This is a genomic window from Aeromicrobium stalagmiti, assembly GCF_013283745.1.
Lineage (GTDB): Bacteria > Actinomycetota > Actinomycetes > Propionibacteriales > Nocardioidaceae > Aeromicrobium > Aeromicrobium stalagmiti.
Genome location: NZ_JABSTZ010000002.1, coordinates 276,824 through 302,053, shown reverse-complemented (window position 1 = coordinate 302,053; position 25,230 = coordinate 276,824). Strand labels below are relative to the sequence as shown.

26 protein-coding genes are annotated in these 25,230 nt (G+C 70.4%); 3 read left to right on the top strand and 23 right to left on the bottom strand.

Annotated elements, in window-relative coordinates:
* Window positions 1-156: 156 nt before the first annotated feature.
* The 8 genes from HQK15_RS19110 to rpsB are packed head-to-tail and all read right to left on the bottom strand — an operon-like array spanning window position 157 to window position 11,142.
* Complete coding sequence (locus HQK15_RS19110; protein ID WP_173491406.1) at window positions 157-1,029, bottom strand: transglutaminase family protein; 873 nt, start codon at window positions 1,027-1,029, stop codon at window positions 157-159.
* Window positions 1,026-3,482: a circularly permuted type 2 ATP-grasp protein gene (locus tag HQK15_RS10475; RefSeq protein WP_173491405.1), complete on the bottom strand. Its 2,457-nt coding sequence runs from the start codon at window positions 3,480-3,482 to the stop codon at window positions 1,026-1,028. The genes HQK15_RS19110 and HQK15_RS10475 overlap by 4 nt, the downstream gene beginning before the upstream one ends.
* The gene (locus tag HQK15_RS10470) at window positions 3,479-6,781 is read right to left on the bottom strand and encodes a transglutaminase family protein (RefSeq protein ID WP_173491404.1); all 3,303 of its coding nucleotides are present in this window, start codon (window positions 6,779-6,781) and stop codon (window positions 3,479-3,481) included. Before HQK15_RS10470 ends, HQK15_RS10475 begins: the two co-directional genes overlap by 4 nt.
* 49 nt (window positions 6,782-6,830) lie before the next feature.
* On the bottom strand, window positions 6,831-7,721 hold the full coding sequence (locus HQK15_RS10465; protein WP_173491403.1) for a phosphatidate cytidylyltransferase: 891 nt from the start codon (window positions 7,719-7,721) through the stop codon (window positions 6,831-6,833).
* Entirely contained in the window at window positions 7,711-8,265 is a 555-nt protein-coding gene (gene frr / locus HQK15_RS10460) for a ribosome recycling factor (protein ID WP_367649153.1), read from the bottom strand. Before frr ends, HQK15_RS10465 begins: the two co-directional genes overlap by 11 nt.
* 58 nt (window positions 8,266-8,323) lie before the next feature.
* A complete protein-coding gene (gene pyrH, locus HQK15_RS10455) occupies window positions 8,324-9,073 on the bottom strand; it encodes a UMP kinase (protein WP_367649139.1) in 750 nt (249 codons plus the stop codon).
* Between the two features lie 45 nt (window positions 9,074-9,118).
* Window positions 9,119-9,934: a translation elongation factor Ts gene (gene tsf, locus HQK15_RS10450; protein ID WP_173491401.1), complete on the bottom strand. Its 816-nt coding sequence runs from the start codon at window positions 9,932-9,934 to the stop codon at window positions 9,119-9,121.
* A 50-nt stretch (window positions 9,935-9,984) separates the two neighbouring features.
* Entirely contained in the window at window positions 9,985-11,142 is a 1,158-nt protein-coding gene (gene rpsB / locus HQK15_RS10445; RefSeq protein ID WP_173491400.1) for a 30S ribosomal protein S2, read from the bottom strand.
* A gap of 309 nt (window positions 11,143-11,451) precedes the next feature.
* Between rpsB and HQK15_RS18300 the strand changes: the two genes are divergently transcribed.
* Together HQK15_RS18300 and HQK15_RS10430 are read left to right on the top strand one after the other, a co-directional pair.
* Window positions 11,452-12,336: a peptidoglycan DD-metalloendopeptidase family protein gene (locus HQK15_RS18300; RefSeq protein WP_217361586.1), complete on the top strand. Its 885-nt coding sequence runs from the start codon at window positions 11,452-11,454 to the stop codon at window positions 12,334-12,336.
* A gap of 36 nt (window positions 12,337-12,372) precedes the next feature.
* A complete protein-coding gene (locus HQK15_RS10430; protein ID WP_173491399.1) occupies window positions 12,373-13,185 on the top strand; it encodes an alpha/beta fold hydrolase in 813 nt (270 codons plus the stop codon).
* Here the strand turns inward: HQK15_RS10430 and HQK15_RS10425 are convergent.
* The 15 genes from HQK15_RS10425 to HQK15_RS10355 all read right to left on the bottom strand — a co-directional run bounded on the left by HQK15_RS10425 (window position 13,182) and on the right by HQK15_RS10355 (window position 24,830).
* Window positions 13,182-14,117 (bottom strand): tyrosine recombinase XerC, encoded by a 936-nt coding sequence (locus tag HQK15_RS10425; RefSeq protein WP_173491398.1) that lies wholly within the window; start codon window positions 14,115-14,117, stop codon window positions 13,182-13,184. The two genes, HQK15_RS10430 and HQK15_RS10425, sit on opposite strands and share 4 nt — an antisense overlap.
* Window positions 14,118-14,144: 27 nt before the next feature.
* Window positions 14,145-15,290 carry a DNA-processing protein DprA gene (gene dprA / locus HQK15_RS10420; RefSeq protein ID WP_173491397.1) on the bottom strand — a complete coding sequence of 382 codons (1,146 nt, stop codon included), beginning with the start codon at window positions 15,288-15,290 and terminating at the stop codon, window positions 14,145-14,147.
* Entirely contained in the window at window positions 15,287-16,867 is a 1,581-nt protein-coding gene (locus tag HQK15_RS10415) for a YifB family Mg chelatase-like AAA ATPase (protein WP_217361585.1), read from the bottom strand. The genes dprA and HQK15_RS10415 overlap by 4 nt, the downstream gene beginning before the upstream one ends.
* Window positions 16,867-17,229 carry a YraN family protein gene (locus HQK15_RS10410; RefSeq protein WP_173491395.1) on the bottom strand — a complete coding sequence of 121 codons (363 nt, stop codon included), beginning with the start codon at window positions 17,227-17,229 and terminating at the stop codon, window positions 16,867-16,869. The genes HQK15_RS10415 and HQK15_RS10410 overlap by 1 nt, the downstream gene beginning before the upstream one ends.
* 87 nt (window positions 17,230-17,316) lie before the next feature.
* Complete coding sequence (locus HQK15_RS10405; RefSeq protein WP_173491394.1) at window positions 17,317-17,628, bottom strand: DUF2469 domain-containing protein; 312 nt, start codon at window positions 17,626-17,628, stop codon at window positions 17,317-17,319.
* Window positions 17,625-18,275 carry a ribonuclease HII gene (locus tag HQK15_RS10400; protein ID WP_173491393.1) on the bottom strand — a complete coding sequence of 217 codons (651 nt, stop codon included), beginning with the start codon at window positions 18,273-18,275 and terminating at the stop codon, window positions 17,625-17,627. The genes HQK15_RS10405 and HQK15_RS10400 overlap by 4 nt, the downstream gene beginning before the upstream one ends.
* A 7-nt stretch (window positions 18,276-18,282) precedes the next feature.
* Complete coding sequence (gene lepB, locus HQK15_RS10395; protein ID WP_367649138.1) at window positions 18,283-18,945, bottom strand: signal peptidase I; 663 nt, start codon at window positions 18,943-18,945, stop codon at window positions 18,283-18,285.
* Between the two features lie 68 nt (window positions 18,946-19,013).
* The gene (gene lepB / locus HQK15_RS10390; protein ID WP_367649137.1) at window positions 19,014-19,673 is read right to left on the bottom strand and encodes a signal peptidase I; all 660 of its coding nucleotides are present in this window, start codon (window positions 19,671-19,673) and stop codon (window positions 19,014-19,016) included.
* A 104-nt stretch (window positions 19,674-19,777) separates the two neighbouring features.
* Window positions 19,778-20,128 (bottom strand): 50S ribosomal protein L19, encoded by a 351-nt coding sequence (gene rplS, locus HQK15_RS10385; protein WP_173491392.1) that lies wholly within the window; start codon window positions 20,126-20,128, stop codon window positions 19,778-19,780.
* Window positions 20,129-20,419: 291 nt separating this feature from the next.
* The gene (locus HQK15_RS10380) at window positions 20,420-21,706 is read right to left on the bottom strand and encodes an ammonium transporter (RefSeq protein WP_173491391.1); all 1,287 of its coding nucleotides are present in this window, start codon (window positions 21,704-21,706) and stop codon (window positions 20,420-20,422) included.
* A gap of 198 nt (window positions 21,707-21,904) precedes the next feature.
* Entirely contained in the window at window positions 21,905-22,585 is a 681-nt protein-coding gene (gene trmD, locus HQK15_RS10375; protein WP_173491390.1) for a tRNA (guanosine(37)-N1)-methyltransferase TrmD, read from the bottom strand.
* 4 nt (window positions 22,586-22,589) lie between these two features.
* On the bottom strand, window positions 22,590-23,123 hold the full coding sequence (rimM, locus tag HQK15_RS10370) for a ribosome maturation factor RimM (RefSeq protein ID WP_173491389.1): 534 nt from the start codon (window positions 23,121-23,123) through the stop codon (window positions 22,590-22,592).
* 2 nt (window positions 23,124-23,125) lie between these two features.
* Complete coding sequence (locus HQK15_RS10365) at window positions 23,126-23,377, bottom strand: RNA-binding protein (protein WP_173491388.1); 252 nt, start codon at window positions 23,375-23,377, stop codon at window positions 23,126-23,128.
* Window positions 23,378-23,379: 2 nt separating this feature from the next.
* Entirely contained in the window at window positions 23,380-23,868 is a 489-nt protein-coding gene (gene rpsP / locus HQK15_RS10360) for a 30S ribosomal protein S16 (RefSeq protein ID WP_173491387.1), read from the bottom strand.
* Window positions 23,869-24,047: 179 nt separating this feature from the next.
* The gene (locus HQK15_RS10355; protein WP_173491386.1) at window positions 24,048-24,830 is read right to left on the bottom strand and encodes a crotonase/enoyl-CoA hydratase family protein; all 783 of its coding nucleotides are present in this window, start codon (window positions 24,828-24,830) and stop codon (window positions 24,048-24,050) included.
* A 35-nt stretch (window positions 24,831-24,865) separates the two neighbouring features.
* On the opposite strand from HQK15_RS10355, the gene HQK15_RS10350 reads away from it, so the two are divergent.
* A complete protein-coding gene (locus HQK15_RS10350) occupies window positions 24,866-25,222 on the top strand; it encodes an ArsC/Spx/MgsR family protein (protein WP_173491385.1) in 357 nt (118 codons plus the stop codon).
* Window positions 25,223-25,230: the final 8 nt, after the last annotated feature.

Below are 25,230 nucleotides of genomic sequence, written 5' to 3'. Positions count from 1 at the left end.
GAGCAAGTCTGACAGCGCGTCCGGAATTCGCGAACGCTGGACCAGTCGGTTCGCTCACACCACCTCGCGAGTGGCGCAAACGGGTCCGCGAGTGGCGCAGAAATGGACGACACGCCGTCTCATTTCCTTCATCTTGCGCCACTCGCGGACCGGGGGTTAGAGGGGGGCGACGTCGACCTCGACCTTGAGGGTTGACTTCTTGGCCTCGGTGAAGATGACGCCCTTGACCGGCGGGACGTCGGCGTAGTCGCGGCCCCACGCGACGGTGACGTAGCGGTCGTTGACGAGCTGGTCGTTGGTCGGGTCGACCGCGAGCCAGCCGTCGCCGGGGATCCACACCGCTGCCCAGGCGTGCGTCGCGTCGGCCCCCACGATCCGCTCCTTGCCCGGCGGCGGGGTGGTCGCGAGATAGCCGCTGACGTAGCGGACCGCGAGACCGTGCGACCGCAGGCAGGCCAGCGTGAGGTGCGCGAAGTCCTGGCAGACCCCGGCCCGCTTGTCGAAGATGTCGTCGACGGTCGTCGTCACCGTCGTCGCGGTCTTGTCGTAGGCGAAGTCGGTGTGGATGCGGTGCATCACCTCGATCACCGCCTCCCCGACCGGTCGGCCCGGCGCCAGCGACTCCGCGGCGTACGCGTGGGCCTCGGTCGTCTGGTCGGCCAACGACGACGCGAGGGAGAAGTCCTGGGTGCGCCAGGCGTCGGCGACGTCGGGACGGGCAGCAGGACGCGCCGACTCCCACGGAATCGCGAGCGCCTCGGGCGAGTGCTGCTCCCCCGTCACCTCGATCTCGCTCGTGGCAAGGATGTCGAGCACCTGGTGCGGCTCGGTGACCTGGAAGTACGTCGCGGTGTTGCCGTAGTAGTCGAGGTCCTCGGTACGGTCGAGCGTCGCCGGGGTGAGGGTCAGGTCGCGGCTGACGACCTGCTGCCACGGCAGCTGGCGCGGCACGAGGTAGGCGATGCCGAGGCTGTCGCTGACGTCCTCGTCGTAGGAGTACGTCGTGCGGTGGGAGATCCGGTACCTCACTCGGTCACCGTCGCGAATCCGAAGGCCCGCGGCGCGGGGCCGGCGGCGAAGTGGAGCTCACCGACCGCGTCCGCGAACCGGGTGAGCTGACCGATGTAGCCACCGAGGAACCGCTCCAGGTTGGGACGGTTCTCGCCCTCGATCGCGGTGAGCGCAGCGATGTCGGCGCGCTCGAGCTCCTCGGCGAGGTCGTCGAGCAGCCGCTCGGGACGCGTGGAGCCGGTCGACTCCGGCATGGCCGCCAGGTGCGTGCGCATCTCGGCGATGCCGAACGCGAGCGAGCGCGGATTCTCGACGTCCATCAGCAACAGCTCGAGCACACCGGCCAGGCGTACGTAGCCGCGATAGCGCCGACGGTGCGTGACGGCGCTCTCGGCGGCCGACAGCACCGCGTTGTGCACGTCGCGGTCGACGTCGATGCCGCGGCGCGTCGTGGTCGTGGCGCGCAGCAGGTGGCACAGCTGCAGGCCACGCTCCACCGCGCGACCGGTGCCGATCATCCGCCACCCGGGGTCACGCATCATGTTGGCCGTGACGCCCTGCAGCGACAGGATGCCGGTCAGCATCTGCCCGGCGCTCTCGGCGACCTGGTGGCTGTAGTGGTAGGCGACGAGGTTGGCGGCGGCCCGGTCGGTCGAGCTGAAGGCCTGCCACGTGTCGGGCGAGAGCTGGTCGCGAACGCTCTGGGCCGCGTCGCGGAGCGCACCGATCGACTGGGCCACCGACCCGGGACGGTGCGCGTCGAGCAGCAGCGACCGGAAGTTGTCGTCGAGCCGGGCGTCATCGAACGGCGATCCGCTCAGGCGGGCGATCGAGGCCATCAGCACGGCCAGGCTCGCACCGCCCGCGGTGTGCGGACGTGAGCGGAAGTCCTCGGCACTGGCGTGGGCTGCGAGGACGAGACGCAGCATGTCCTCGGCGCGCTCGGCATAGCGACCGAACCAGAACATGTCCTCGAGCACGCGCGGCACCATCGCCGCGGGGGCCCGGACGTTGGTGAGCGGCAGGACGTCGACAAGGCCCTGGTCGGGATCTTCCGGCTTGTCCTTGAGCACCCACACGTCCTTGCTGGACGCGGCCTGCCCGGCCTCGTAGACGTTGGCCAGCCCGCCCACGAGCGGACGATAGGTCGAGCCGTAGCGCAGCGTGAACGTCCGCAGCGTGACCGACTGCGGCGTGACGCCCCGGGGCGCGAGGGTCGGCGACTGCGACAGCGGCAGCCGCTCCTGGCCGACGTAGCGGTGCGGCTCGGCCCGGATCACGTCGCGGAGCTGGTCGGTGGGCAGGTGGGCGAGGTTGACCGGGTTGTCGATCGACTTCACCAGCAGCCCGTCGAGGTTGTCCAGGACGTACGCCATCGAGCGGTCGTCACCGGTCCAGTAGGTCTGCACCGACGGCAGGCGCAACGGCTCGTCGAGGAGCATCTCGCACATCGCCGACATGAACGGGAGCAGACCGGGGTTCTCCAGCACGCCGGCGCCCAGGCCGTTGACGACCCGGACGGTGCCGCGACGCACCGCCTCGGACAGGCCTGCGACCCCGAGCTGCGAGCCCTTGCGGAGCTCGAGCGAGTCGCTCCACGCTGCGTCGACACGTCGCAGGATCACGTCGACGCGCTCGAGGCGGCCGAAGACCCGCATCCACACCGCGCCCTCGCGCATCACGAGGTCGCTGCCCTCGACGAGCGGGAAGCCCAGGCTCGAGGCGACGAACGCCTGGTCGTACGCGGTCTCGGAGTGGGTGCCCGGCGAGAGGACGACGACCCGCGGGTTGGGGGCGTGCCCGGGCGCCGAGTCGATCAGGGTCGACCGCAGCGCCTGGAAGAACGGCGCCATGCGGTGCAGGCCCGCCTGGCGGTAGAGCTCGGGCAGCACGCGCGAGATGACCCGGCGGTTCTCCATCGCGTAGCCGATGCCCGACGGCGCCTGGGCACGGTCGGCGATGACCTGCCACTCCCCCGCGGCGTTGCGACCCAGATCAGCGGCCGCGAGCAGCAAGGGGTGGGGATCCTGGGCCGATGCGCGCGCCGAGACCCGCAGGAAGCCCTGGTGCCCGAAGACCAGCGCCGGCGGCAGCACGCCGGTCGACAGCAGCCGCTGCGGCCCGTAGAGGTCGACCAGGATCGCGTTGAGCAGCTCGGTGCGCTGGGCCAGGCCGACCTCGAGCGGCGTCCACTCCGCCGCGTCGACGATCAGCGGGAACGGGTCGAGCCGCCACGGCCCGGGATCCTGCTCCGGCGGCGTGTAGGTGACGCCGTCGTTGGCAAGGAAGCGCTCGATGTCGCCACCGACGCGTCGCAGGTCGGACTCGGTCAGCTGCACCGCGCTCTCGGCGAGCATCCGCCAGCTCGTGCGCAGCGTGCCGTCGGGGGCGACGACCTCGTCGTAGCGAGCCGCCCCCGCGGTGAGCGTGGGCTGGGTGACTGCCGCCGAGTAGTCGCGGAGCGCCGTCACTGATCCGCTCCGCGTGCCGTGCCGGGCGGCACGGTGCGGCGCAGGTCGAGCGTGTGGGGGTACTCGTCGCTCGCGGCCCGGCGTCCGGCCTCCTGCATCGCGGCCACGTCGATCGCACCCGGCGAGTGACCGAACGGCTCGAACCGGCTGGACCGGCGTGCCTCGGCCTCGCGGGCGTTGATCGGCGGGTGCTCGTGGGCACGGCCGCCGGGGTGCACGACGTGATAGGTCGCGCCGCCCAGCGACGTCGCCGACGCGACGTCGACCACGTCGAAGCGCAGCGGCGCGTGCACCTCGATCGAGGGGTGCAGGGCGGACGGCGGCTGCCACGCGCGGTAGCGGACCCCGGCGAAGTACTCGCCGGCCACACCCGTCGGAGTCAGAGGCACAGGAACACCCTGACATGTCACGAGGTGCTGGCGCGGCAGAACGCCGCGGACCGTCACCTGCAGCCGCTCGACGGACGAGTCGACATAGCGTGCCATGCCACCGGACGTGGCCTCCTCGCCGAGGACGTGCCACGGCTCGATCGCCGAGCGCAGCTCCAGCTCGACGTCGCCCGCCCGGGCCACGCCGATCCGCGGGAACCGGAACTCGGTGAACGGGTCGAGCCACGAGGCCTCGAAGTCGATGCCGTGCTCACGCAGGTCGGCCACGACCGCGGCGATGTCGCGGATGGCTCCCTGGGGCAGCAGGAAGTCCTCGTGCAGCGCCGTGCCCCAGCGCACGAGCGGGGCGCGGTAGGGCTTCTCCCAGAACATCGCGACGAGCGAGCGCACGAGCAGCGACTGCACCATCGCCATCTGCGGGTGCGGGGGCATCTCGAAGCCGCGCAGCTCGAGCAGGCCGAGCCGCCCGCGGGACGAGTCGGGGCTGTACATCTTGTCGACGCAGAACTCGGCGCGGTGCGTGTTGCCGGTCAGGTCGGTCAAAAGGTGGCGCAGCGCCCGGTCGACGAGCCACGGCCGCGGCTCGTCGGTCTCGGCGGTCAGGCGGTCGATCTCCTGGAACGCGATCTCGGCCTCGTAGAGCGACTCCGGCCGGCCCTCGTCGAAGCGCGGTGCCTGGCTGGTCGGGCCGATGAAGCGACCCGAGAAGAGATAGGACAGCGACGGGTGCCGCTGCCAGTAGGTCATGAGGCTCATGAGCAGGTCGGGGCGCCGCAGCATCGGGGACGCCGCGGGCTCGTGGCCGCCCAGCGTGATGTGGTTGCCGCCGCCCGTGCCGGTGTGGACGCCGTCGAGGTCGAACTTCTCGGTCGTCAGGCGGGCGTGACGCGCGATGTCGTAGAGCGTCATCGTCAGGTCGCGCAGCTCGGACCACGAGGCGGTCGGGTGCACGTTGACCTCGATGACACCGGGGTCGCTCGCCACCACGAGCTGGGTCAGGCGCGGGTCCGGCGGCGGGCCGTAGCCCTCGATGACGATCTGCTGTCCCTGCGCCGAGGCGGCGGTGCCGATGACGTGCAGCAGGTCGGAGTAGTCCTCGAGGCGCTCGGTCGGCGGCAGGAAGACGTGCACGAAGCCGTGGCGGGCCTCGACCGTCAGCGCGGTCGTCGGCTCCTTGGCCGGGTCGACGACGGGCACCGACGGGATGCGCGGGTCCAGCTGCGGACCGGCCTCGACGTACGACGCGTCGCCGGACGCCCGCGGGTCCTCCCACGTGATCGAGGACAGCGGCAGGCGAAGACCCATCGTCGACGTGCCCGGCAGCAGCACGATGCGGCCGCGGCGCAGCGACCAGTCTGGGCTGGTCCACTCCTCCCCCGTCACGAGCGGCAGCACCCAGCCGGTGGGGTCGACGACGTCGGCGTCGAGCTCGGTGGCGACGGCCGGGGTCGGCGCGAGCGGGTCGACGTCGGGGCGCTCGCCGTCGGGTCGGCGCAGCTCGTTGACCAGGTCGTTGAGCGGGTCCTCGTAGGCCGCCCGCAGCTGCTCGACAGGCAGGCCGAGCAGGCGGGTGATCTCGCGGCCCAGCGCCTCGGAGCGCGCGGGGGCGTCGTCCTGTGCCGATGCCTCGTCCCACGGGTCGGCGAGCAGCGCCGGGTCCGTCCACAGCGACTCACCGTCGTCGCGCCACTGCAGCGCGATCTGCCAGCGGGGCAGCTCCTCGCCGGGGTACCACTTGCCCTCGCCGCGGTGCACGACGCCGCCACCGGCGTAGACCTCGCGCAGCCGCTCGGCCAGCTCGCTGGCCTTGACCCGCTTCTCGGGGCCGTCCGCCTGGGTGTTCCACTGCTCGGACGTCACGTCGTCCAGGCCGACGAAGGTGGGCTCGCCGCCCTGGGTCAGGCGCACGTCGCCGCTCTCGAGCCGAACGTCGATCGCCTCGCCGAGCTGGTCGATCCGCTGCCACTGGGCATCGGTGTAGGGCTTGGTGACGCGGGGGTCCTCGTGGATGCGGCGGACCGTGTTGTGGAACGAGAAGTCGACGTTGGCCCGCTCCATCAGCATCCCCGAGATGGGGGCGGCCGACGACGGGTGCGGCGTGGCTGACAGCGGGATGTGGCCCTCTCCGGCGAACAGCGACGACGTCGGGTCGAGGCCGATCCAGCCGGCACCGGGCACGAACACCTCGGCCCAGGCATGCAGGTCGGTGAAGTCCTCGGACGGTCCGCTCGGGCCGTCGATGCTCTTCTCGTCCGAGGCCAGCTGCACCAGGTAGCCCGACACGAAGCGGGCCGCGAGGCCGTACTGACGCAGCAGCGACACGAGCAGCCACGAGCTGTCGCGGCACGAGCCGATGCCGCGCTGCAGGGTCTCGTCGGGGCTCTGGACGCCGGCCTCCATCCGCACCGAGTAGCCGACCGCGCCGTAGACGGCCGCGTTGAGCTGCACGAGGAACGGCACCATCGCCATGCCCCCCTCGGGCAGGTCGGGCAGGCGGTCGCGGAACTCGGTGACCAGCGGACCGGGTGCATCGGTGTCGCCCTCGCCGACCGGGCGCAGGTACGGCGCGAGGTCAGCCGCGAGCGACGGCTCGTACGCGAACGGGAACGTCTCGGCGTACTCCTCGATGAAGAAGTCGAACGGGTTGACCACCATCATGTCGGCGACGAGGCCGACCGTGATGTCGAGCGTCGAGACCTTCTCGGGGAAGACGAGCCGCGCGAGCCAGTTGCCGAATGGGTCCTGCTGCCAGTTGACGAAGTGGTTGCCGGGACTGACCGTCAGCGAGTAGGCCTCGATCGGCGTCCGGCTGTGGGGGGCGGGCCGCAGGCGCACGACGTGCGGCCCCAGCTCCACCGGTCGCTCGAACTGGTACGTGGTGCGGTGCTCGAGGGCGACCTTGATCGACATGCCTCAAGGGTGCCCCGAACGGATTACGGACAGGTAACCGGGCTGCTGTTCAGGAGACGTCGACGAGCAGGTACAGGATCAGCCACGCGATCGGCGCGACGGCGATCAGCGAGTCGAGACGGTCCATCAGGCCACCGTGGCCGGGCAGCAGGTCACCCATGTCCTTGATGCCGAGATCGCGCTTGATCAACGACTCCGACAGGTCGCCCAGCGTGGCGAACACGACGCCGGCGACACCGAGCACAATGCCGACCCACCAGTCGCCGTCGAGGGCGTAGGTCACGGTCGCGATGCCCGTGGCGACGCCCGCGATCAGCGAGCCGGTGAAGCCCTCCCACGACTTCTTGGGGCTGATCGTCGGGGCCATCGCGTGCTTGCCGAACAGGACGCCCGCGATGTAGCCGCCGATGTCGGACGCGATGGTCGCGATGATGAACGCGACGATGCGCCACGGTCCGTCGTCCTCCTTGAGCATCAAGAGCACGAAGGTGCCCATGAGGAACAGGTAGGACAGGACGAAGATGCCCGAGCTGACGTCGCGGACGAAGCCGTCGGCGCCCTCGGTGAGCCGCCAGACCATCGTGCCGATGACGGTCAGCGCCATCGCGATCGACGCCGTCTCCATGCCGCCGACATAGCTGCCGACCAGCATCGCGGTGCCGCCCGTGGCGACCGGCAGGACCGGGACCCGGATGCCAGCGGTCGCGAAGGCGCGGGTCAGCTCGTAGAGGCCGATGAGCAGCGCGATCGCCACGACCGCGATGAAGACTTCCTTGACCAGGAACAGCGACGCCACGACCATCGCCAGCAGGGCCACGCCGACGGCGATCGAGGCCGGCAGGTTGCGCCCGGCGCGACTGGTCTTGACCGCCTCAGCAGGGACTGTCTCCGCGGAGCCCGGCTCCGCGGGGGTCTCCTCAGCGGGAGACTCAGACCTCAAGGAGCTCTGCTTCTTTGTTCTTGAGCATCTCGTCGATCACGTCGACGTGCTTCTTCGTCAGGCCGTCGAGGCGCTTCTCGGCCCCGGTGTTGTCGTCTTTGCTGATCTCGGAGTCCTTCTCGGCCTTGTCGAGCGCCTGCTTGGCGTTGCGCCGGGCTCCGCGGACGGCGACGCGTCCCTCCTCGGCCTTGGACTTCGCCAGCTTGATGTACTCCTTGCGGCGGTCCTCGGTCAGCTCGGGCAGCGTCACGCGCAGCACCTTGCCGTCGTCGCTCGGGTTGACGCCGAGGTCGGACTCGCGGATGGCCTTCTCGATGGCGGGCTTGGCGCCGGCGTCATAGGGCTGGATGATCACGGTGCGGGGCTCGGGCACCTGGAAGCCCGCGAGCTGGTTGAGCGGGGTCTGCTGGCCGTAGTACTCCGCCGTGATCTGGGCGAACATCGCGGGGTGGGCACGACCGGTGCGGATCGCGGCGAACTCCTCGCGGGTGTGCTCGACAGCCTTGTCCATCTTGCTGTCGGCGTCACGCAGGGTCTGGTCAATCACGGTGTTCCCCTTCTATGGGTGGTGCAGTCCGTCTCGATGGTTCTGGGTGGTCCGCCTATCCGGCGTGGACCAGTGTGCCGATCTTCTCACCGCGCAGCACCCGGGCGATGTTGCCTTCGCCCTCCATGCCGAACACGATCATCGGCAGCTTGTTCTCCATGCACAGCGCGAACGCGGCGGCGTCCACGACCTTGAGCCCCATGCGCAGCGCGTCGTCGAACGTCAGCTCGTCGTACTTGACGGCACTCGGATCGGTGCGCGGATCGGCGGAGTAGACCCCGTCGACGCCGCTCTTGGACATCAGGACCGCGTCGGCCTTGATCTCCAGCGCACGCTGCGCCGACACCGTGTCGGTCGAGAAGTACGGCATGCCCGCGCCGGCGCCGAAGATGACGACCCGGCCCTTCTCGAGGTGACGGATCGCGCGGCGCGGGATGTAGGGCTCGGCGACCTGGCCCATCGTGATCGCGGACTGCACCCGCGTCTCGACGCCCTGCTTCTCGATGAAGTCCTGCAGCGCCAGGCTGTTCATGACCGTGCCCAGCATGCCGATGTAGTCGGCACGCGAGCGCTCCATGCCGCGCTGGCTGAGCTCGGCGCCGCGGAAGAAGTTGCCGCCGCCGACGACGATCGCGACCTCGACGCCCTCGGCGACCGCTGCGGCGATCTGGCGGGCGATGCCGTTGACGACATCGGGGTCGATGCCGATCTTGCCTCCGCCGAAGACCTCGCCGGAGAGCTTCAGCAGGACGCGCTTCAACCCGTGACCGGAGGCCGGATCGCCGACATGCTCTGCAGTGGTCACGATTCCGGCCTCTCGATCAGCGGGTTGAAGGGGTGTCGCTGGTGGTCAGGCGCCGATCTCGATGTGCGCGAAACGCTTGAGCGTCACGCCGGCCTCATCGAGGAGAGCCTTGACCGTCTTCTTATTGTCCTGAACCGATGCCTGCTCGAGCAACACCTGCTCCTTGAAGAAGCCGTTGAGGCGTCCTTCGGTGATCTTGGCGATCGCCTGCTCGGGCTTGCCCTCCTCACGTGCGGTCGCCTCGGCGATCTCGCGCTCCTTGGCGACGATGTCCGCGGGGACGTCCTCGCGCGTGAGGTAGCGAGGACGCATCGCGGCGATCTGCATCGCGACGCCGCGGGCGACGTCGTGGCTGTCACCCTCGAACTCCACGAGCACACCGACCGCGGGGGGCAGGTCGCTCGCACGGCGGTGCATGTAGGTCGCGACGGAGCCGTCGAAGCTGGCCACGCGGCCGAGCTCGATCTTCTCGCCGATGACGACCGCGAGGTCGGCGACAGCCTCGCCCACGGTCTTGCCACCCTCGAACGGGGTGCTCGCGAAGGCGGCGGTGTCGGCCGGCTTCGTCTCGTCGGCCAGCTCGGCCAGCTTCTCGGCCAGCGTGATGAACTGGTCGTTCTTGGCGACGAAGTCGGTCTCGGAGTTGAGCTCGACGATCGCGCTGCCGTAGTTGGCGACGAGGCCGGAGGTGGCCTCGCGCTCGGCACCGCGCTTGGCAGCCTTGGCGGCGCCCGAGATGCGGAGCACCTCGATCGCCTTGTCGAAGTCGCCATCGGCCTCGGTGAGCGCCTTCTTGGCGTCCATCATGCCGGCGCCGGTCGCGTCGCGGAGCTTCTTGACCTCAGTGGCGGTGATAGCCATGTGTCGTCCTTTGCAGATTCAGTCGTGAGGAGTGCTGTGCAGTCAGCGGGTTACTTGGAGCCGGCGAGCTTGAAGCCCGCAGCCTCGGCCGACTCGGCGGTGTCGAACCAGACCTCGGCGACGGTCGCGTCGTACCACTGGCCGCCCTCGAGGTGGTAGAGACCGGAGTCGGCGTTGCCCTTGACGGCGAAGCCCTTGGGAGCGTTGCCGCTCTTGAGCGGGGCCTTGGAGCCTGCACCGAACGGAGCGGCGGCGGTCGCGTCGGCAGGAGCCTTGACGGCGGGCTCCTTGGCCTCGGCGGCCGGAGCGGCAGCCTCGTCGGCGGCGGGAGCGTCGACCACGGCGGCCGGAGCGGCAGCCTCGTCGGCGGCCGGGGCAGCGTCAGCGGCGGGAGCCTCGGCGGCCTTCTCAGCAGCGGCGTCGGCGTCCTTCTTCTCCAGCAGCTCGCGCTCCCAGTCGGCCAGGGGCTCCTCGGCACCGAGCTCGGCGCCGGGCTGCTCGTCACCGGTCTTGGCGCCACCGCGAGCGATGAGGCCCTCGGCGACGGCGTCGGCGATGACCCGCGTGAGCAGGCCGACCGAGCGGATCGCGTCGTCGTTGCCCGGGATCGGGAAGTCGACGTCGTCGGGGTCGCAGTTGGTGTCGAGGATCGCGATGATCGGGATGTTCAGCTTCTTGGCCTCGTCGACCGCGAGGTGCTCCTTCTTCGTGTCGACGATCCACACGGCGGACGGCGTGCGGCCCATGTCGCGGATGCCGCCGAGGGTGCGCGAGAGCTTCGCGTACTCGCGGCTCATGCCGAGGAGCTCCTTCTTCGTGCGGTTGGATCCCGCGACGTCGTCGAAGTCGATCTCCTCGAGCTCCTTCATGCGCTGAAGGCGCTGGTGCATCGTCTGGAAGTTGGTGAGCATGCCGCCGAGCCAGCGCTGGTTGACGTAGGGCATGCCGACGCGCTTGGCCTGCTCCTCGATCGGCTCCTGCGCCTGGCGCTTGGTGCCGACGAACAGGATCGTGCCGCCACGGGCGACGGTGTTCTTGACGAACTCGTAGCCGGCGTCGATGTAGGCCAGCGACTGCTGGAGGTCGATGATGTAGATGCCGTTGCGCTCGGTGAAGATGAAACGCTTCATCTTGGGGTTCCAACGACGGGTCTGGTGCCCGAAGTGAACGCCGCTCTCGAGCAGCTGGCGCATGGTGACGACGGCCATGGTCGTATCTCCTTGTGGCACACGTGTGCCGATTCCTGGTTGACTCACCGCCGGTTGACGGTGACCTGGCGCCTGCCGCGTGCGACCCACTCCCGGGTGAACACCACAGGAGACCAGGACCGCATCCGTATTCCGCTCTCGCATCACACGGAGACAGGCGCGCGAATTTCACTTCCGAAGAAGTGATGCGCCCAGTCTAGGGCACACGACCCCCCGTCACGAAATCCACAGGACGCGGCCGTCGCCCCGTCGTCCCCAGCCCGGCCGCACAGGGGTGCGCGGGCTGATCCGGACGCCTTGGCTGGCAGCATGACCCGTCGCCTCGTCACCCTCCTGATCGTCATCGCGCTGCTTCCGTCCGCGGCGTCCGCCGGGTCTCCCGACGCCTGGTCGTGGCCGCTGGACGACCCGTCCGTCGGCCGACGATTCGATCCACCGGCCGACGCCTACGGCGCCGGACATCGTGGGGTCGACATCGCGGCGTCCGTCGGCACGCCGGTGCGCGCCGTCGCCGCCGGCCGAGTCGCGTTCGTCGGCGAGGTCGGCGGAGTGCCGGTGATCTCGATCGACCACGGCGTGGAGCGCTCGACCTACCAACCCGTGCGGGCCCTGGTCGAGGTGGGCGACGCCGTGGAGGCCCGCGACGTCATCGGTACCCTGCTCGGCACGCACAGCCACTGCGTGGGCGCCTGCCTGCACCTGGGCCGACGCGTCGGACGCGACTACCTCGACCCGCTCGACCTGCTCGGCGGCGGGCGGTTCCGACTCATCAGCCCCGACGGTCCTCCACCCTCGCCTCCGGCCGGAGTCGGTGGCGACCTTCGCCGACCCGTGGGTGGCCCGGTCACGTCCCCCTTCGGCATGCGGGTGCATCCGGTCACCGGGGTCCGCAAGCTGCACGACGGCACCGACTTCGGTGTCCCCTGCGGCACGCCCGTGCACGCGGCCGCTGCCGGCACGGTGACCACGAGCGGGCACGCGGGGGCGTACGGCCGGCGGGTCACCGTGCGTCACTCCCCCGGCCTCGAGACGACCTACAACCACCTCTCGAGCCAGTCCGTCTCCGTGGGCGAACGGGTCGAGGCCGGAGACGTCGTCGGCCTCGTGGGCTCGACCGGGTTGTCGACCGGGTGCCACCTGCACTTCATGGTGCTGAAGGACGGCAGGCCCGTGAACCCGCAGGACTCGCTGTGACCGATGCGGACGGCCATCTGTGCGATCGTCGGTCTCATGGCACTGCCCATCATCGCCCACGACCGCTCGGGACCGCGGGGCTCGACCCCCGTCCTCCTAATCCACGCCGGCGTGGGCGACCGCCGGATGTGGGAACCGATCTGGGCGGGTCTGACGTCGTCCCGCGACGCCCTGCGGGTCGACCTGCGCGGCTTCGGCGAGTCCACCAGCCGTCCATCGGTGCTCGACCACGTCGGCGACCTGCGCCGGCTGCTGGCGTCCCTCGACGTGCCTCGGTGCCACGTCGTCGGGGCGTCGTACGGGGCCGGGATCGCCGTCGAGCTGGCGCTGAGCGATCCGGGTCTGGTCGAGTCGCTGCTGCTGAGCGCTCCCGGCGGGTCACTCATCGCCGAGGCCACTCCCGACCTTCAGGCCTTCTTCGCAGCCGAGGGTGAGGCACTGGCGACCGACGACCTCGACCGGGCTGTGGAGGCCAACCTCGCCGCATGGGTCGACGGACCCCGTCGCCACGACACCGCGGTCTCCCCCGACGTGCGTGAGCTCGTCGGCCGGATGCAGCGCCGTGCCTTTGAGATCACGGCGACGTGGGACGACGTGGCCGAGGCGGAGGTCGACCTCGCCACGGTCGACCGACTCGATCAGGTGGTGGCCCCGATGCTCGTCCTGTCGGGCGCCCTGGACCTCGACGCACTCCGCGCCACCGCCCGTCAGGTCGCCCGAAGCGTCGCCCACGCACGCCTCGCCGAGTGGTCGGACGTCGCGCACCTGCCGTCGATGGAGCGCCCCGCGGACTTCGTCGCGCTGCTCGCCGGCTGGCTCGACGAGCAGGACTCGCGCGACCGGCGCTAGGCCCGCGGGTGAGCGAGCTTGAACGCGCTGCGGAGGCGCTCGTTGCTGACGTGCGTGTAGATCTGGGTCGTGCCCAGCGAGGCGTGGCCGAGGATCTCCTGGACGCTACGCAGATCGGCGCCGCCCTCGAGCAGGTGGGTCGCCGCCGTGTGCCGCAGCCCGTGGGGTCCGAGGTCAGGCGCGCCGTCGACCGCCGCGAGGCGCTCGTGCACGATGCGCCGGACGGCGCGCTGGTCGATCCGGCCACCACGGGCGCCGAGGAAGATCGCGGCCCCGCTCGAGTCGGTCACCAGCTCGGGCCGGCCACGCTCGAGCCACAGCTCGACCGCGTCGGACGCCGGCAGGCCGTAGGGCACCGAGCGCTCCTTGCGTCCCTTGCCGAGCACGCGGACGACGCGGCGGGAGCGGTCGAGGTCGTCGACGTCGAGGCCCACCAGCTCACCCACCCGGATGCCGGTGGCGTAGAGCAGCTCGAGGATCGCGAGGTCACGCAGGCCCCTCGCCCCGTCGTCGACGAGCGACTCGGCCGTGATGTCGAGGAGCGAGCGCACCTCGGTCTCGCTGAGCGCGGCCGGCAGCTCGCGGTGCGACTTCGGGTTGACCAGCAGGGCGCCCGCATCAGCATCGGCCCGTCCCGTGCGCACCAGCCACGTGGTGAAGACCCGCGCGGACGTCGAGCGCCGGGCCAGGGTGGTGCGGGCCTTGCCCATCGTCTGCAGGTGGGCCAGCCAGCTGCGGAGCGACCGGATCGTCAGGTCGGCCGGGTCGTCGACCCCGAGGCGAGCCGCGTGCGAGGCCAGGCTCTGCAGGTCGGTCAGGTAGGCGCGCACCGAGTGGGCCGAGAGGTCCCGCTCGGCCTGCAGGTGCTGCTCGTACGCAGCCAGGACGGCCGACCAGGGCTCGGTCAGCTCGTCAGGGGTCTCGGTCGTCATCAGCACCAGTGTCCAGCGCGGCGTCCGTCAGCCGGTGTCGGCGCGCCGGACCAGCACCCACCCGCCGTCGGTCCTCGAGACCAGCCCTCGCCGCTCGAGATCTCCGAGCGCCGCGCGCACCTCACGAGCGCTGAGCCGCACCGCAGCGGCGATCTCGATCGGCGTGCGCTGCTGACGCCAGTCGAGCCCGTCGAGCGTCGCCTGCATCACCGGCGACATCCGGTCGAACTCGGTCGCCGGGATCTCGAGCTGCTCGTGCTCGGCCCCCAGCCCGCCGAGCTCCTCGACCACGTCGCGCGCGTCGGTCACCAGCACCGCCTTGCCCTCACGCACCGCCAGGTGCACTCCCCCGGACGACTTGGACGTCACCGGACCGGGCAGCCCCATCGTGGTGCGCCCCAGCTGGTCGGCCCAGTTGAGCGTGTTGAGCGAGCCGCTGCGCACGGCCGCTTCGACCACGATCGTGCCGCGGCTGAGGGCAGCGATGATCCGGTTGCGCGAGAGGAAGCGTCCCTTGAGGGGCGACTCGCCCGGCGCCTGCTCGCTCACGACGAGACCGTCGTCGGCGATGCGGGCGAGCAGCGAGGCGTGCGAGCGCGGATAGTCGAGGTCGGCGCCACAGGCCAGCACGGCGACAGTCGCGCCGCCCATCGCCAGCGCTCCCCGGTGGGCGCAGCCGTCGATGCCGTAGGCGGCGCCGCTGACCACGGTCCACCCGGCGTCGGTGAGGTCTGCCCCGAGGTCGGAGGCGACCTCGGCGCCGTAGGTGGTGCAGTCCCGGGCGCCCACGAGCGCGACGCCCTTGGCGCAGAGCGCGGCGAGGTTGGCGGCGCCCCGCACCCAGAGGCCGAGCGGCGCGCCGGCCGTTCCGTGCAGCGGCACCACGTGGTCGAGGTCTCCGAGCGCGCTCGGCCAGTCACGGTCACCCGGGCAGACCCACCGCAGCCCGGCCGCGTCAGCACGCGAGCGAGCGCGCTCGACGCGGCCGTCGAGGTCGCTCGCCCGCTCCGTCCAGACCTCAGGGATGCGGTGGCCCGGCAGGTGGGTGCCGCCCCGCACGGCCAGCAGCACGCGCTCGGGCGGGTGAACGGCGAGCAGGTCGCGCAGTCGCGCGTCACCGGGCTCGACGACCAGGCTCAAGGCGAGTCGCGCGATCTGCTGCTTCGCGCTCACGACGCCTGCACCAGGTCACGCAGCGAGCCGCCCAGCGCCGTGCCGCGTCGTAGCGACAGCGCCGCGTCGACGTCGTCGCCGTCAGGCAGGTCGTGGCCGTTGAGGTCGGCGACGCTCCACGCCAGCCGGAGGATGCGATCGGCCGAGCGCGCGTTGAGCTTGTTGGTGCGCAGCTGCTGATCGACCAGCACACGGCCCTGGTCGCTGACCGGCCAGTGCTTGCGCAGCTCGACGCCGGGCACCTCGCTGTTGAGCCGCCACGGCGTGCCGCGCAGCCGCCGCTCCTGGCGCTCGCGGGCCTCGACGACGACGCCAGCGAGGTCGCCGGACGACCGCGCCCCTGTCATCGCCGAGACGAGCTCGGGCCGGGACAGCGACGACAGCGACCGGTGGATGTCGATGCGGTCGCGGATCGGCCCCGAGAGCCGATCGGCATAGCGACGCCGCATGAGGGGCGTGCACCGACACTGGTCGGAGACCGCAGAGCTCAGGCCGCACGGGCAGGGGTTGGCGGCCAGCACGAGCTGGAACCGGGCCGGGTAGGCCGCGGTCATCGCCGCGCGTGACACGACGACGTGGCCGCTCTCGAGCGGCTGACGCAGCGCCTCGAGGACGTTGGAGGCGAACTCCGGAGCCTCGTCGAGGAACAGCACGCCGTGGTGCGCCAGGCTCAACGCACCGGGCCGGATCACCTTGCTGCCGCCGCCGACGATCGACACCGCGCTCGCGGTGTGGTGCGGGTCGAGGAACGGCGGGCGGATCAACAGGGGCTGGTCGCTCGGCAGCACCCCCGCCACGGAGTGGACCGCGCTGACGGCCAGCGACTGCTCGTGCGTGAGGTCGGGCAGCAGCCCCGGCAGGCGTTGCGCCAGCATCGTCTTGCCGATGCCGGGCGGCCCGGTCATCAGCAGGTGGTGCCCGCCGGCGGCCGCGACCAGCAGCGCCATGCGGGAGTCGTCCTGGCCGGCGATGTCGGCGAGGTCGAGGTGCGCCAGCCGGTCGGCCGACGTCCACGAGATCGACGGGGTGTCGTCGAGGGGCGGCACCGGCAGGTCGACCGGCTCCTCCTGCCCCGTGAGCAGCGCGACGGTCTGCCGCAGCGAGCGCACCCCCACGACGCCGATGCCCCGGACGAGCTCGGCCTCCGGCACGTTGACCTCCGGCACGAAGACCCGCTCGAAGCCCGCCTCTGCGGCAGCGAGGGTCGCCGGCAGGACGCCCCGGATCGCCCGGAGCCGGCCGTCGAGGGCCAGCTCGCCCAGGAACACCGTGCCCGCGAGACGCTCGGCCGGGACGAGGGACTTCGCCGCGAACACCCCCATCGCGATCGCGAGGTCGTAGTGCGAGCCCGACTTCGGCAGCGTGGACGGCGCGAGGTTGATCGTGACCCGCTGGTCGGGCCAGGTGGTGCCGGAGTTGGACACCGCCGACCGGCACCGGTCACGCGCCTCGTTGACCATGGTGTCGGCGAGCCCGACCAGCACTGTCGTCGGCAGGCCGCCCCCGATGTCGACCTCGACCTCGATCGCGCGGCCCGACAGACCGTCGAGCGTGACCGAGTGCGTCGCGGCCGCCATCATGCGACCCCGGTGATGCGCTCGACGACCGGACCGCCCTTGGGTGGCACGACGACCGAGATCACGTCGATGCGGATGCTGGGCGGCGAGATGTCGTGCACCTCGAGCCAGTGCATCGCGAGGCGGCGCAGCCGCGTCGCCTTCTGCCCGGTGATCGCCTCGAACGGGCCGCCGTGGCCGTTGGACGTGCGGGTCTTGACCTCGCAGATCACGAGGGTCGACCCGTCCCTGGCGACGATGTCGATCTCGCCGAACTTGCAGGTCCACTGGGTGGCCAGCACCACCATGCCGATCGATCTCAGGTGGTCGGCCGCCACCCGCTCGCCGTAGTCGCCGACGCCCTTGTTGCGCTCATAGGTCATGCCGTCGAGCCTCGTCGGCGCCGCGGCGCACCACCAGGGTCGAGACGGCGCCTGTGGACGACGCCCGGCGCCGGTGCCGCCTGTGGACTACTGGCCGCCGGGGAGCTTGAAGTCGGAGTCCTGCAGCTCCTCGACGTTGACGTCCTTGAAGGTCAGGACCTTGACGTTCTTGGCGAACCGCGCCGGCCGGTAGATGTCCCAGACCCAAGCATCGTTCATCGAGACCTCGAAGTAGGCGTCGCCCGTCTCGGAGCGCACCTTCACGTCGACCGCGTTGCACAGGTAGAAGCGGCGATCGGTCTCGACGACGTACTTGAAGATCGTGACGACGTCGCGGTACTCGCGGTAGAGCGCCAGCTCCATCTCGGACTCGTACCGCTCGAGGTCCTCTGAGCTCATGCTGGGTGCCCTTCCATGGCTGCTTTGACGTTGACGTACGTCTTGCGGTGCTCGTCGCACGGACCGTGCTCGCGCAGGGCGGCCTGGTGGACCGCGGTGCTGTAGCCCTTGTGCGTGGCGAAATCGTATGCCGGAAAGTCCTCGTGCAGGTGCACCATGAGGCGATCGCGTGTCACCTTCGCGACGACCGACGCCGCCGCGATCGACGCCGCGACCCGGTCACCCTTCCAGACGGCGAGGCCCGGCACGCCGAGACCGTCGACCGGGAAGCCGTCGGTGAGCACGTAGCCGGGTCGGACCTCGAGCTTCCAGAGCGCGCGGCGCAGCGCCGCTATGTTGGCGTGCTGCAGGCCCATGCGGTCGCACTCCGCGGCCGGCACGATGACGACCGCGACGTCGGCCGCGCGTTGCATGATCAGGTCGAAGCAGGCCTCGCGACGCTTCTGGGTGAGCAGCTTGGAGTCGGCGAGGCCGGGGATCTTGCCGTCGAGGACGACGGCGGCCGCGACCAGCGGCCCGGCGCACGCTCCACGTCCGGCCTCGTCGACGCCCGCGACCGGGTGCAGGCCCTGGCGCGCCAGAGCGCGCTCGTAGCCGTAGAGACCCGCGTCGCGCCGGATCGTCGACCCCTTGGCCAGCCGGGTCATCGGCGGGTCACTTGCCGTTGACGGCTTCGAAGGTGTCGGGCTTGTGGATGAAGCCGGCGCGTCCGAACGGCCAGACGCGGAACCACGCCTTGCCGACGACCGCCTTCTCCGAGACCTGCCCGCCGCCCGGATCGCCCTGGTGGGCCCGCGAGTCCGAGGAGTTGCCGCGGTTGTCGCCCATGACCCACAGGTAGCCCTTGCGGACCTTGACCTCGAACGTCTGGTCCTTGGTCGCGGTCTCGTCGAGGACGTAGGGCTCGTCGAGCTTGGTGCCGTTGACCGTGAGCTTGCCGTCGCTGCAGCAGGCGACGGTGTCACCGCCGACGCCGATGACCCGCTTGATCAGGTGCCCGCCGGTCGGGAACAGGCCGACCTTCTCCAGCGTGCCCTGGACGACGTTGCTCGCCCGGCGCGAGTCCTCCGGACCGAGCCAGCCCCCGGGATCGTCGAACACCACGATGTCGCCCCGCTTGATGTCGCCTCCGCCCCAGTAGGAGACCTTCTGGACGAGGATCTTGTCGTCGACGAGCATCGTCGGCTCCATCGACTCCGACGGGATGTAGAACGCCTGCAGGAAGAACGTCTTGACGACGACTGCCATGACCATGGCCGTGGCGACGAGAAGGATCGACTCCTGCCACACGGGGAGCTGCCGCTTCTTGTCACTCACCCGGCGAGCCTAGCCGGACGCCGCAACGCCGTCGGGATCGGTCCTCGCGTGTCACGGGACCTGCTGGGTCAGGGGCTCGGGACGTCGTCGAACGCCGCTGTGCCGTCGATGAAGCCGGCCCGCCCGAGCGGCCACAGCCGCAGCCACGCCTTGCCCACGACCGTCGACTCCCGGACGAAGCCGCGACCCGGGTCGCCCACGTGCTGGGGCGACGCCAGGGAGTTGCCCCGGTTGTCGCCCATCACCCACAGGCTGCCCTTCGGCACGATCACGTCGAACCGGGTGTCCTTGGTCGCCGTGTCGTCGAGGACGTACGGCTCCTGGATCTTGGTGCCGTTGACCGTCAGGCGGCTGTCGGTGCAGCACACGACGTGGTCGCCGCCCACACCGATCACCCGCTTGATCAGGTGTCCGCCGGTCGGGAGCAGCCCGATCTTCTCCAGGCCGCGCTGCACGGGGTTGCCGCCGGACGAGGCCTCCTCGCCCAGCCAGCCTCCGGGATCGTCGAACACGACGATGTCGCCCCGCTTGATGTCGCCGCCAGCCCAGTAGGAGACCTTCTGGACGAGGATCTTGTCGTCGACGAGCATCGTCGGCTCCATCGACTCCGACGGGATGTAGAACGCCTGCAGGAAGAACGTCTTGACGGCGACCGCCATGACCACCGCGATCGTCACGAGGAGGATGGACTCCTGCCAGACGGGGAGCCTCCGCTTCGTGTCGCGCACCCGGTGAGCGTAGCCGGAGCATCGTGTCGCGTGCGCAACGACAGGAGCCCCCGCCGCGGACGGCGAGGGCTCCTGCAACCCGTCGGGGACGGGGGTGACGCGACTCAGATGTCGCGCTTCTCCTTGATCTTGGCGGCCTTGCCGCGCAGGTTGCGCAGGTAGTAGAGCTTGGCGCGACGCACGTCGCCGCGGATCGCGACGTCGATGTGGTCGATGACCGGCGTGTGGAGCGGGAACGTGCGCTCGACGCCGACGCCGAAGCTGACCTTGCGGACCGTGAAGGTACGACCGACGCCGGAGCCCTGGATCTTGATGCAGACACCCTTGAAGACCTGGATGCGCGAGCGGCTGCCCTCGATGACCTTCACGTGCACGTCGAGCGTGTCGCCCGGGCGGAAGGCGGGGAGATCGGTGCGCAGCGACTCGCTGGCGACCTGATCGATGATGTTGGTCATGGTTCTGCTCCTCGCTGGTGCCACAGGTCACCCACGGATGGGTTGGTTCTCGGAAGTGTGAAGTGGCGATGATCGACGGTTCCCCTGTGGCAGATCCGTCCGGCGCCAAGGGTCAATGTTGCCACACCGGACTCCCCCGGAGCCAATCGGCTCGGGCCCGCACCGATCTCTCGACGTCGGCGCCGACCCGACGACCTGGACGCCGACAGACCGCTCGCCCCGGGGACGACGCAACGCGCCCGCCGGGCGTACCGGCGGGCGCGTCGTCTGGTGCGGTGTGGCAGCTGGCGATCAGCTGAAGGCGTAGCCCTCCTCGCCGTGCAGCACCGAGTCGATGCCGGCAGCCTCTTCGTCCTCCTTGACGCGGAAGCCGATGGTCTTGTCGATGATCGTGCCCAGGATGAAGGCGACGACGAACGAGTACGCACCGATGGCCGCGGCCGGGATGAGCTGGACGATGAACTGGTCGAGGTTGCCACCACCGGTGAACAGGCCCGTGCCGATGGCGAAGAAGCCCAGGTACAGCGTGCCGATGATGCCGCCGACGAGGTGGATGCCCACGACGTCGAGCGAGTCGTCGAAGCCGAGCTTGTACTTGAACTCGATCGCGATGGCGCAGACGCCACCGGCCAGCAGGCCGAGCACGATCGACCAGTGCGGCGAGAGGTTGGCGCACGCCGGCGTGATGGCGACGAGTCCGGCGACGATGCCCGAGGCCGCGCCGACCGCGGTGGCCTTGCCGTTCTTGAAGTGCTCCACGAGGATCCAGCCGAGCAGCGCCGCGGCAGGTGCCACGAGCGTGTTGACGAAGATCAGGCCGGCCGAGCCGTTGGTGCCGGGAACGCCGGTGGCCAGGGCGGCGCCACCGTTGAAGCCGAACCAGCCGAACCACAGGATCGCTGCGCCGATGAGCACGAGCGGGACGTTGTGGGGCTTGGCGAGCTCGCGGCTGAAGTTGACGCGCTTGCCCAGGACGATCGCCAGGGCGAGGGCCGCAGCACCCGCGTTGATGTGGACGGCCGTGCCTCCGGCGTAGTCGATCGTGGCAGCGCCGAGACCGAGGTGCTCGCCGAGCTGTCCGACCCAGCCGGTGAACGTCGGGACGCCCTTGTCGTCAGTGACGAACGAGAAGACCGAGGCCGCGACCGGGAAGTAGACCAGCGTTGCGAACAGGCCGGCGAAGACCATCCACGGGAAGAAGCGCGCGCGGTCGGCGATGGCGCCCGAGATGAGCGCGACCGTGATGATCGCGAACGTCGCGCCGAAGATCACGCCGGCGAACACGAGCTCGCCCTCGCCGCCGAATGCTGCCTGCGCCCCGTCAGCCAGCCCGAAGTCCGAGAACGCGTTGCCGACGACCTCGGGGATCCAGTCGGAGCTGGTGCCGTCGACGAATGCCATGTTGAAGCCGTAGAGGACCCAGAGGACCGCGACGAGTCCCATCGCGCCGAAGCTCAGCATCATCATCGAGACGACGCTCGAGGCCTTGACCAGGCCTCCGTAGAAGAACGCCAGTCCGGGCGTCATGAAGAGCACCAGGGCTGCGGTGAGCAGCAGCCAGGCTGAAGACAGATCCATGCGAAATACCTCTCGTGGGGGGCAAGCCGTTCGAGCGGGCCAGCGACGTTGCTGCGCTCGACGCAGGTGCCACTGTGTCGGTGGGAGGTTTTCTGAGGCTTGCCTGAGCATTTCGGCAGTGTTACGGGAGCCACGATCGTGTTAATTCCGTGTCGCGCCGACGGACGTCACGCCTGGAACGCGAGCCGCGGGCGAAGCTCAGCCCAGCAGGTCGGGGCGCCGACGGCGCGTGCGATCGAGCGCCTGCTCACGTCGCCAGGCCGCGATCGCGGCGTGGTTGCCCGACAGCAGGATCTCGGGGACGTCACGTCCGCGCCAGCTCGCCGGCTTGGTGTAGACGGGGTACTCCAGCAGCCCGTCCTCGCCGTGGGACTCCTCGACCAGCGACGCCGGGTTGCCCATGAAGCCGGGCACGAGGCGGACGACGGCCTCGATCATCGCGAGCGCGGCCACCTCTCCCCCGTTGAGCACGAAGTCGCCGAGGGAGATCTCCTGGACCCGCCACCGGGCCGAGGCCTCGTCGATGACGCGCTGGTCGATGCCCTCGTAGCGTCCGCAGGCGAACAGCAGGTGGCCCTCGGTGCTCAGGCTCTCCGCGGCGCGCTGGGTGAAGGGCGTGCCGGACGGGGTCGGCACGACGATGACGGCCTCGTCGGTCGCCAGGGTGTCGAGCGCCTCACCCCACGGCTCGGCCTTCATGACCATGCCGGCGCCCCCGCCGTAGGGGGTGTCGTCGACGCTGCGGTGCTTGTCGCGGGTGAACTCGCGCAGGTCGTGCGTCTGGATCGTCAGCAGGCCTGACGACTGGGCCTTGCCGGCCAGCGACAGCTGCAGGGCGTCGAGATAGGCCGGGAAGATCGAGACGACGTCGATGCGCACGGCGTCAGTCCTCGACGAGGTCGGACGCGGCGTTGATGGCTCGAGCCGGGTCGAGCAGGCCCTCCACGTCCTCGACCGTGACGAAGCCGCCGCGGACGTCGACCACCGGCACGAGCTCGGTGACGAACGGGATCAGCACCTCGCGGCCGTCGACCTCGACGGCGAGCGTGTCCTGGTGGGGCAGGTGGACCAGCCCCGTGACAGTTCCGACGACGGCGTCGCCGGCGCGGACCTCGAGCCCGACCAGCTGGTGGTCGTAGAACTCGTCGGGATCGTCCGGGGTGTCGTCGGGATCGATCTCGGCCTCCAGCACGGTGCCGTGCAGGGCCTCGGCGGCGTTGCGATCGGGGATCTCGGTGAAGGAGACCACGAGCCGACCGCCGTGGTGACGCGCCTTGGCGACGGTCAGCGTGCGCTTGCCGCAGACGACAGACGAGCCCGGGGCGAAACGCCGCTCGGGCTCGTCTGTGCGGATGTCGACGTTGAGCTCACCGCGAATGCCGTGAGCTCGGCCGATGCGGCCGATGACGACCAGCATGGTCAGCTGCGGCGATCGACGTCCACGAAGTCGATGCGCGCGCCGCCGCGACCGGCGATCGCGCCAGCGACCTTGCGGATGGCCGTGGCCGTTCGGCCCTGTCGGCCGATGACCTTGCCGAGGTCGTCCGGGTTGACCCGGACCTCGAACAGCTCGCCGCCGCGCGTCTGCTTGGCGCGCACGTCGACGTCGTCAGGACTGTCGACGATGCCGGAGACGAGGTGCTCGATGACCTCGATGAGGGGTGCGGCCACGATCAGGCCTTGGCCTCGTCGGACGCTGCAGCCTCGGCGGGAGCCTCGTCAGCAGCAGCCTCGGCGGCGGGCTCTTCAGCCTTGGCCTCCTCGGCGGGAGCCTCGTCGGCCTTGGGCTCAGCCTTCTTGGCTGCAGCCTTCTTGGTCACGGCGTCGGTCTTGGGCTCGCTGTGGAGGTCCTTGAGCGCGTCCTGGAAGATGTCTTCCTTCGAGCGCTTCTCCTCGGCGAACTTCATGGTGTTCTTGCCACCGATGTCGCCGGTGATCTTGAGCAGGGCGGCGACGGCCTCGGTCGGCTGCGCGCCGACTCCGAGCCAGTACTGCGCGCGCTCGCCGTCGACCGTGATGATCGAGGGCTCGGCCTTGGGGTTGTACGTGCCGATCTCCTCGATCACGCGACCGTCGCGCTTGGTGCGCGAGTCGGCGATGACGATGCGGTAGAACGGCGTACGAATCTTGCCCATGCGCTTCAGGCGAATCTTGACTGCCACGAGTGTGGTGTCTCCTCAGATGTATGTAAGTGGTTGAGCTGTCGGTGTCGCGTGGGGACACGGCCGACGAGATCGGTGAGCCGGACGGCACAGAGATGAGAGGGTCCCTGCGCGAACCGGACGCAAGGGCTCATTCTGCCAGAACTCACCCCCCTGCTCCAATTCGGCCCGGGATCGGCTCAGAACGCTCCCCCGCGCCCCTCGCCCGCGACGAACCGGCCAGCCCCTGCGACGCCCTCGGCCGCGACGATCGGCACGCCGTGGGCCCCCTCCGAGCGCAGTGCCGCGTCGAGCGGCAGGTCCCACTGGCGGTAGGCCGAGGCGCGGTCGACCCGCATGCACTCCGCCGGGAAGGCTGCGATCTGCTCGGCGAGCTCGTGGGCGACCGTGAGCGACGCCCCCACCGGCACGACGCGGTTGGCCAGCCCCATCTGCAGCGCCTCGTGGGCGCCGACCGCCCGGCCGGTGAGGATCATGTCGAGCGCCCGGCCCTGGCCCACCACCCGGGGCAGGCGCACGGTGCCACCATCGATGAGCGGGACGCCCCACCGCCGGCAGAAGACGCCGAATACCGCGTCCTCCTCGGCCACCCGCAGGTCGGCCAGCAGGGCGAGCTCCAGGCCACCGGCGACCGCGTGGCCGGCGACCGCGGCGATGACGGGCTTCGACAGCTGCATCCGGCTCGGACCCATCGGACCGTCACCGAGCCCGTCGGGGTCGAGGTGCGGTGCCCGCTCGGGGTCCTGCACCGACGACAGGTCGGCACCGGCGCAGAACGTTCCTCCGGCTCCCGTGAGCACCGCGACGGCGAGCGAGTCGTCCTCGTCGAACCGCCCGAACGCCTCGCGCAGCGCGGCGGCCATCGGACCGTCGACGGCGTTGCGCACGTCCGGACGGTTCATGGTGATCGTGCAGATGTCGTCGTCGACGTCGAACAGGACGTGGTCACTGCGATCGCTCATGGGTCCATTGTGCTCATCGCTCCTATGATCGGCGCATGCCTGATCTCACCGTGCTCCACCACACCGGTTGCTCGACCTCACGGCACGCCGTCGAGGAGGTCGAGGCGGCCGGCATCGACGCCGACGTCGTGCAGTACCTCAAGAAGCCGCTGACCCGCGACGAGCTGCTGGACCTGATGGGCAAGCTCGAGGACCCGCCGGCCGACCTAGTCCGCAAGGACGCCTTCTTCAAGGGACTCGGCCTGGACCCCGACGCGTGCACGACCCCTGAAGCCGTCGCCGACCTTCTGGTCGAGCACCCCCGCCTGATGCAGCGTCCGGTGCTGGTGCGCGGCGACCGTGCCATCATCGGCCGACCGAAGGACCGCGTCGCCGCGTTCATCGCCGGCTGAGCCGCACG

Excerpts from the sequence above, each read along its gene's own strand:
- HQK15_RS10470 (WP_173491404.1), bottom strand. The coding sequence starts at position 6,781 with ATGTCGATCAAGGTCGCCCTCGAGCACCGCACCACGTACCAGTTCGAG.
- HQK15_RS10355 (WP_173491386.1), bottom strand. The coding sequence starts at position 24,830 with ATGAGCGATCGCAGTGACCACGTCCTGTTCGACGTCGACGACGACATC.
- HQK15_RS10400 (WP_173491393.1), bottom strand. The coding sequence starts at position 18,275 with ATGACCCGGCTGGCCAAGGGGTCGACGATCCGGCGCGACGCGGGTCTC.
- rpsB (WP_173491400.1), bottom strand. The coding sequence starts at position 11,142 with ATGGCCGTCGTCACCATGCGCCAGCTGCTCGAGAGCGGCGTTCACTTC.
- rplS (WP_173491392.1), bottom strand. The coding sequence starts at position 20,128 with ATGACCAACATCATCGATCAGGTCGCCAGCGAGTCGCTGCGCACCGAT.
- HQK15_RS10405 (WP_173491394.1), bottom strand. The coding sequence starts at position 17,628 with ATGAGCTCAGAGGACCTCGAGCGGTACGAGTCCGAGATGGAGCTGGCG.
- HQK15_RS18300 (WP_217361586.1), top strand. The coding sequence starts at position 11,452 with ATGACCCGTCGCCTCGTCACCCTCCTGATCGTCATCGCGCTGCTTCCG.
- HQK15_RS10415 (WP_217361585.1), bottom strand. The coding sequence starts at position 16,867 with ATGGCGGCCGCGACGCACTCGGTCACGCTCGACGGTCTGTCGGGCCGC.
- HQK15_RS10380 (WP_173491391.1), bottom strand. The coding sequence starts at position 21,706 with ATGGATCTGTCTTCAGCCTGGCTGCTGCTCACCGCAGCCCTGGTGCTC.
- HQK15_RS10430 (WP_173491399.1), top strand. The coding sequence starts at position 12,373 with ATGGCACTGCCCATCATCGCCCACGACCGCTCGGGACCGCGGGGCTCG.
- HQK15_RS10425 (WP_173491398.1), bottom strand. The coding sequence starts at position 14,117 with ATGACGACCGAGACCCCTGACGAGCTGACCGAGCCCTGGTCGGCCGTC.
- HQK15_RS10410 (WP_173491395.1), bottom strand. The coding sequence starts at position 17,229 with ATGACCTATGAGCGCAACAAGGGCGTCGGCGACTACGGCGAGCGGGTG.
- tsf (WP_173491401.1), bottom strand. The coding sequence starts at position 9,934 with ATGGCTATCACCGCCACTGAGGTCAAGAAGCTCCGCGACGCGACCGGC.
- rimM (WP_173491389.1), bottom strand. The coding sequence starts at position 23,123 with ATGCTGGTCGTCATCGGCCGCATCGGCCGAGCTCACGGCATTCGCGGT.
- HQK15_RS10350 (WP_173491385.1), top strand. The coding sequence starts at position 24,866 with ATGCCTGATCTCACCGTGCTCCACCACACCGGTTGCTCGACCTCACGG.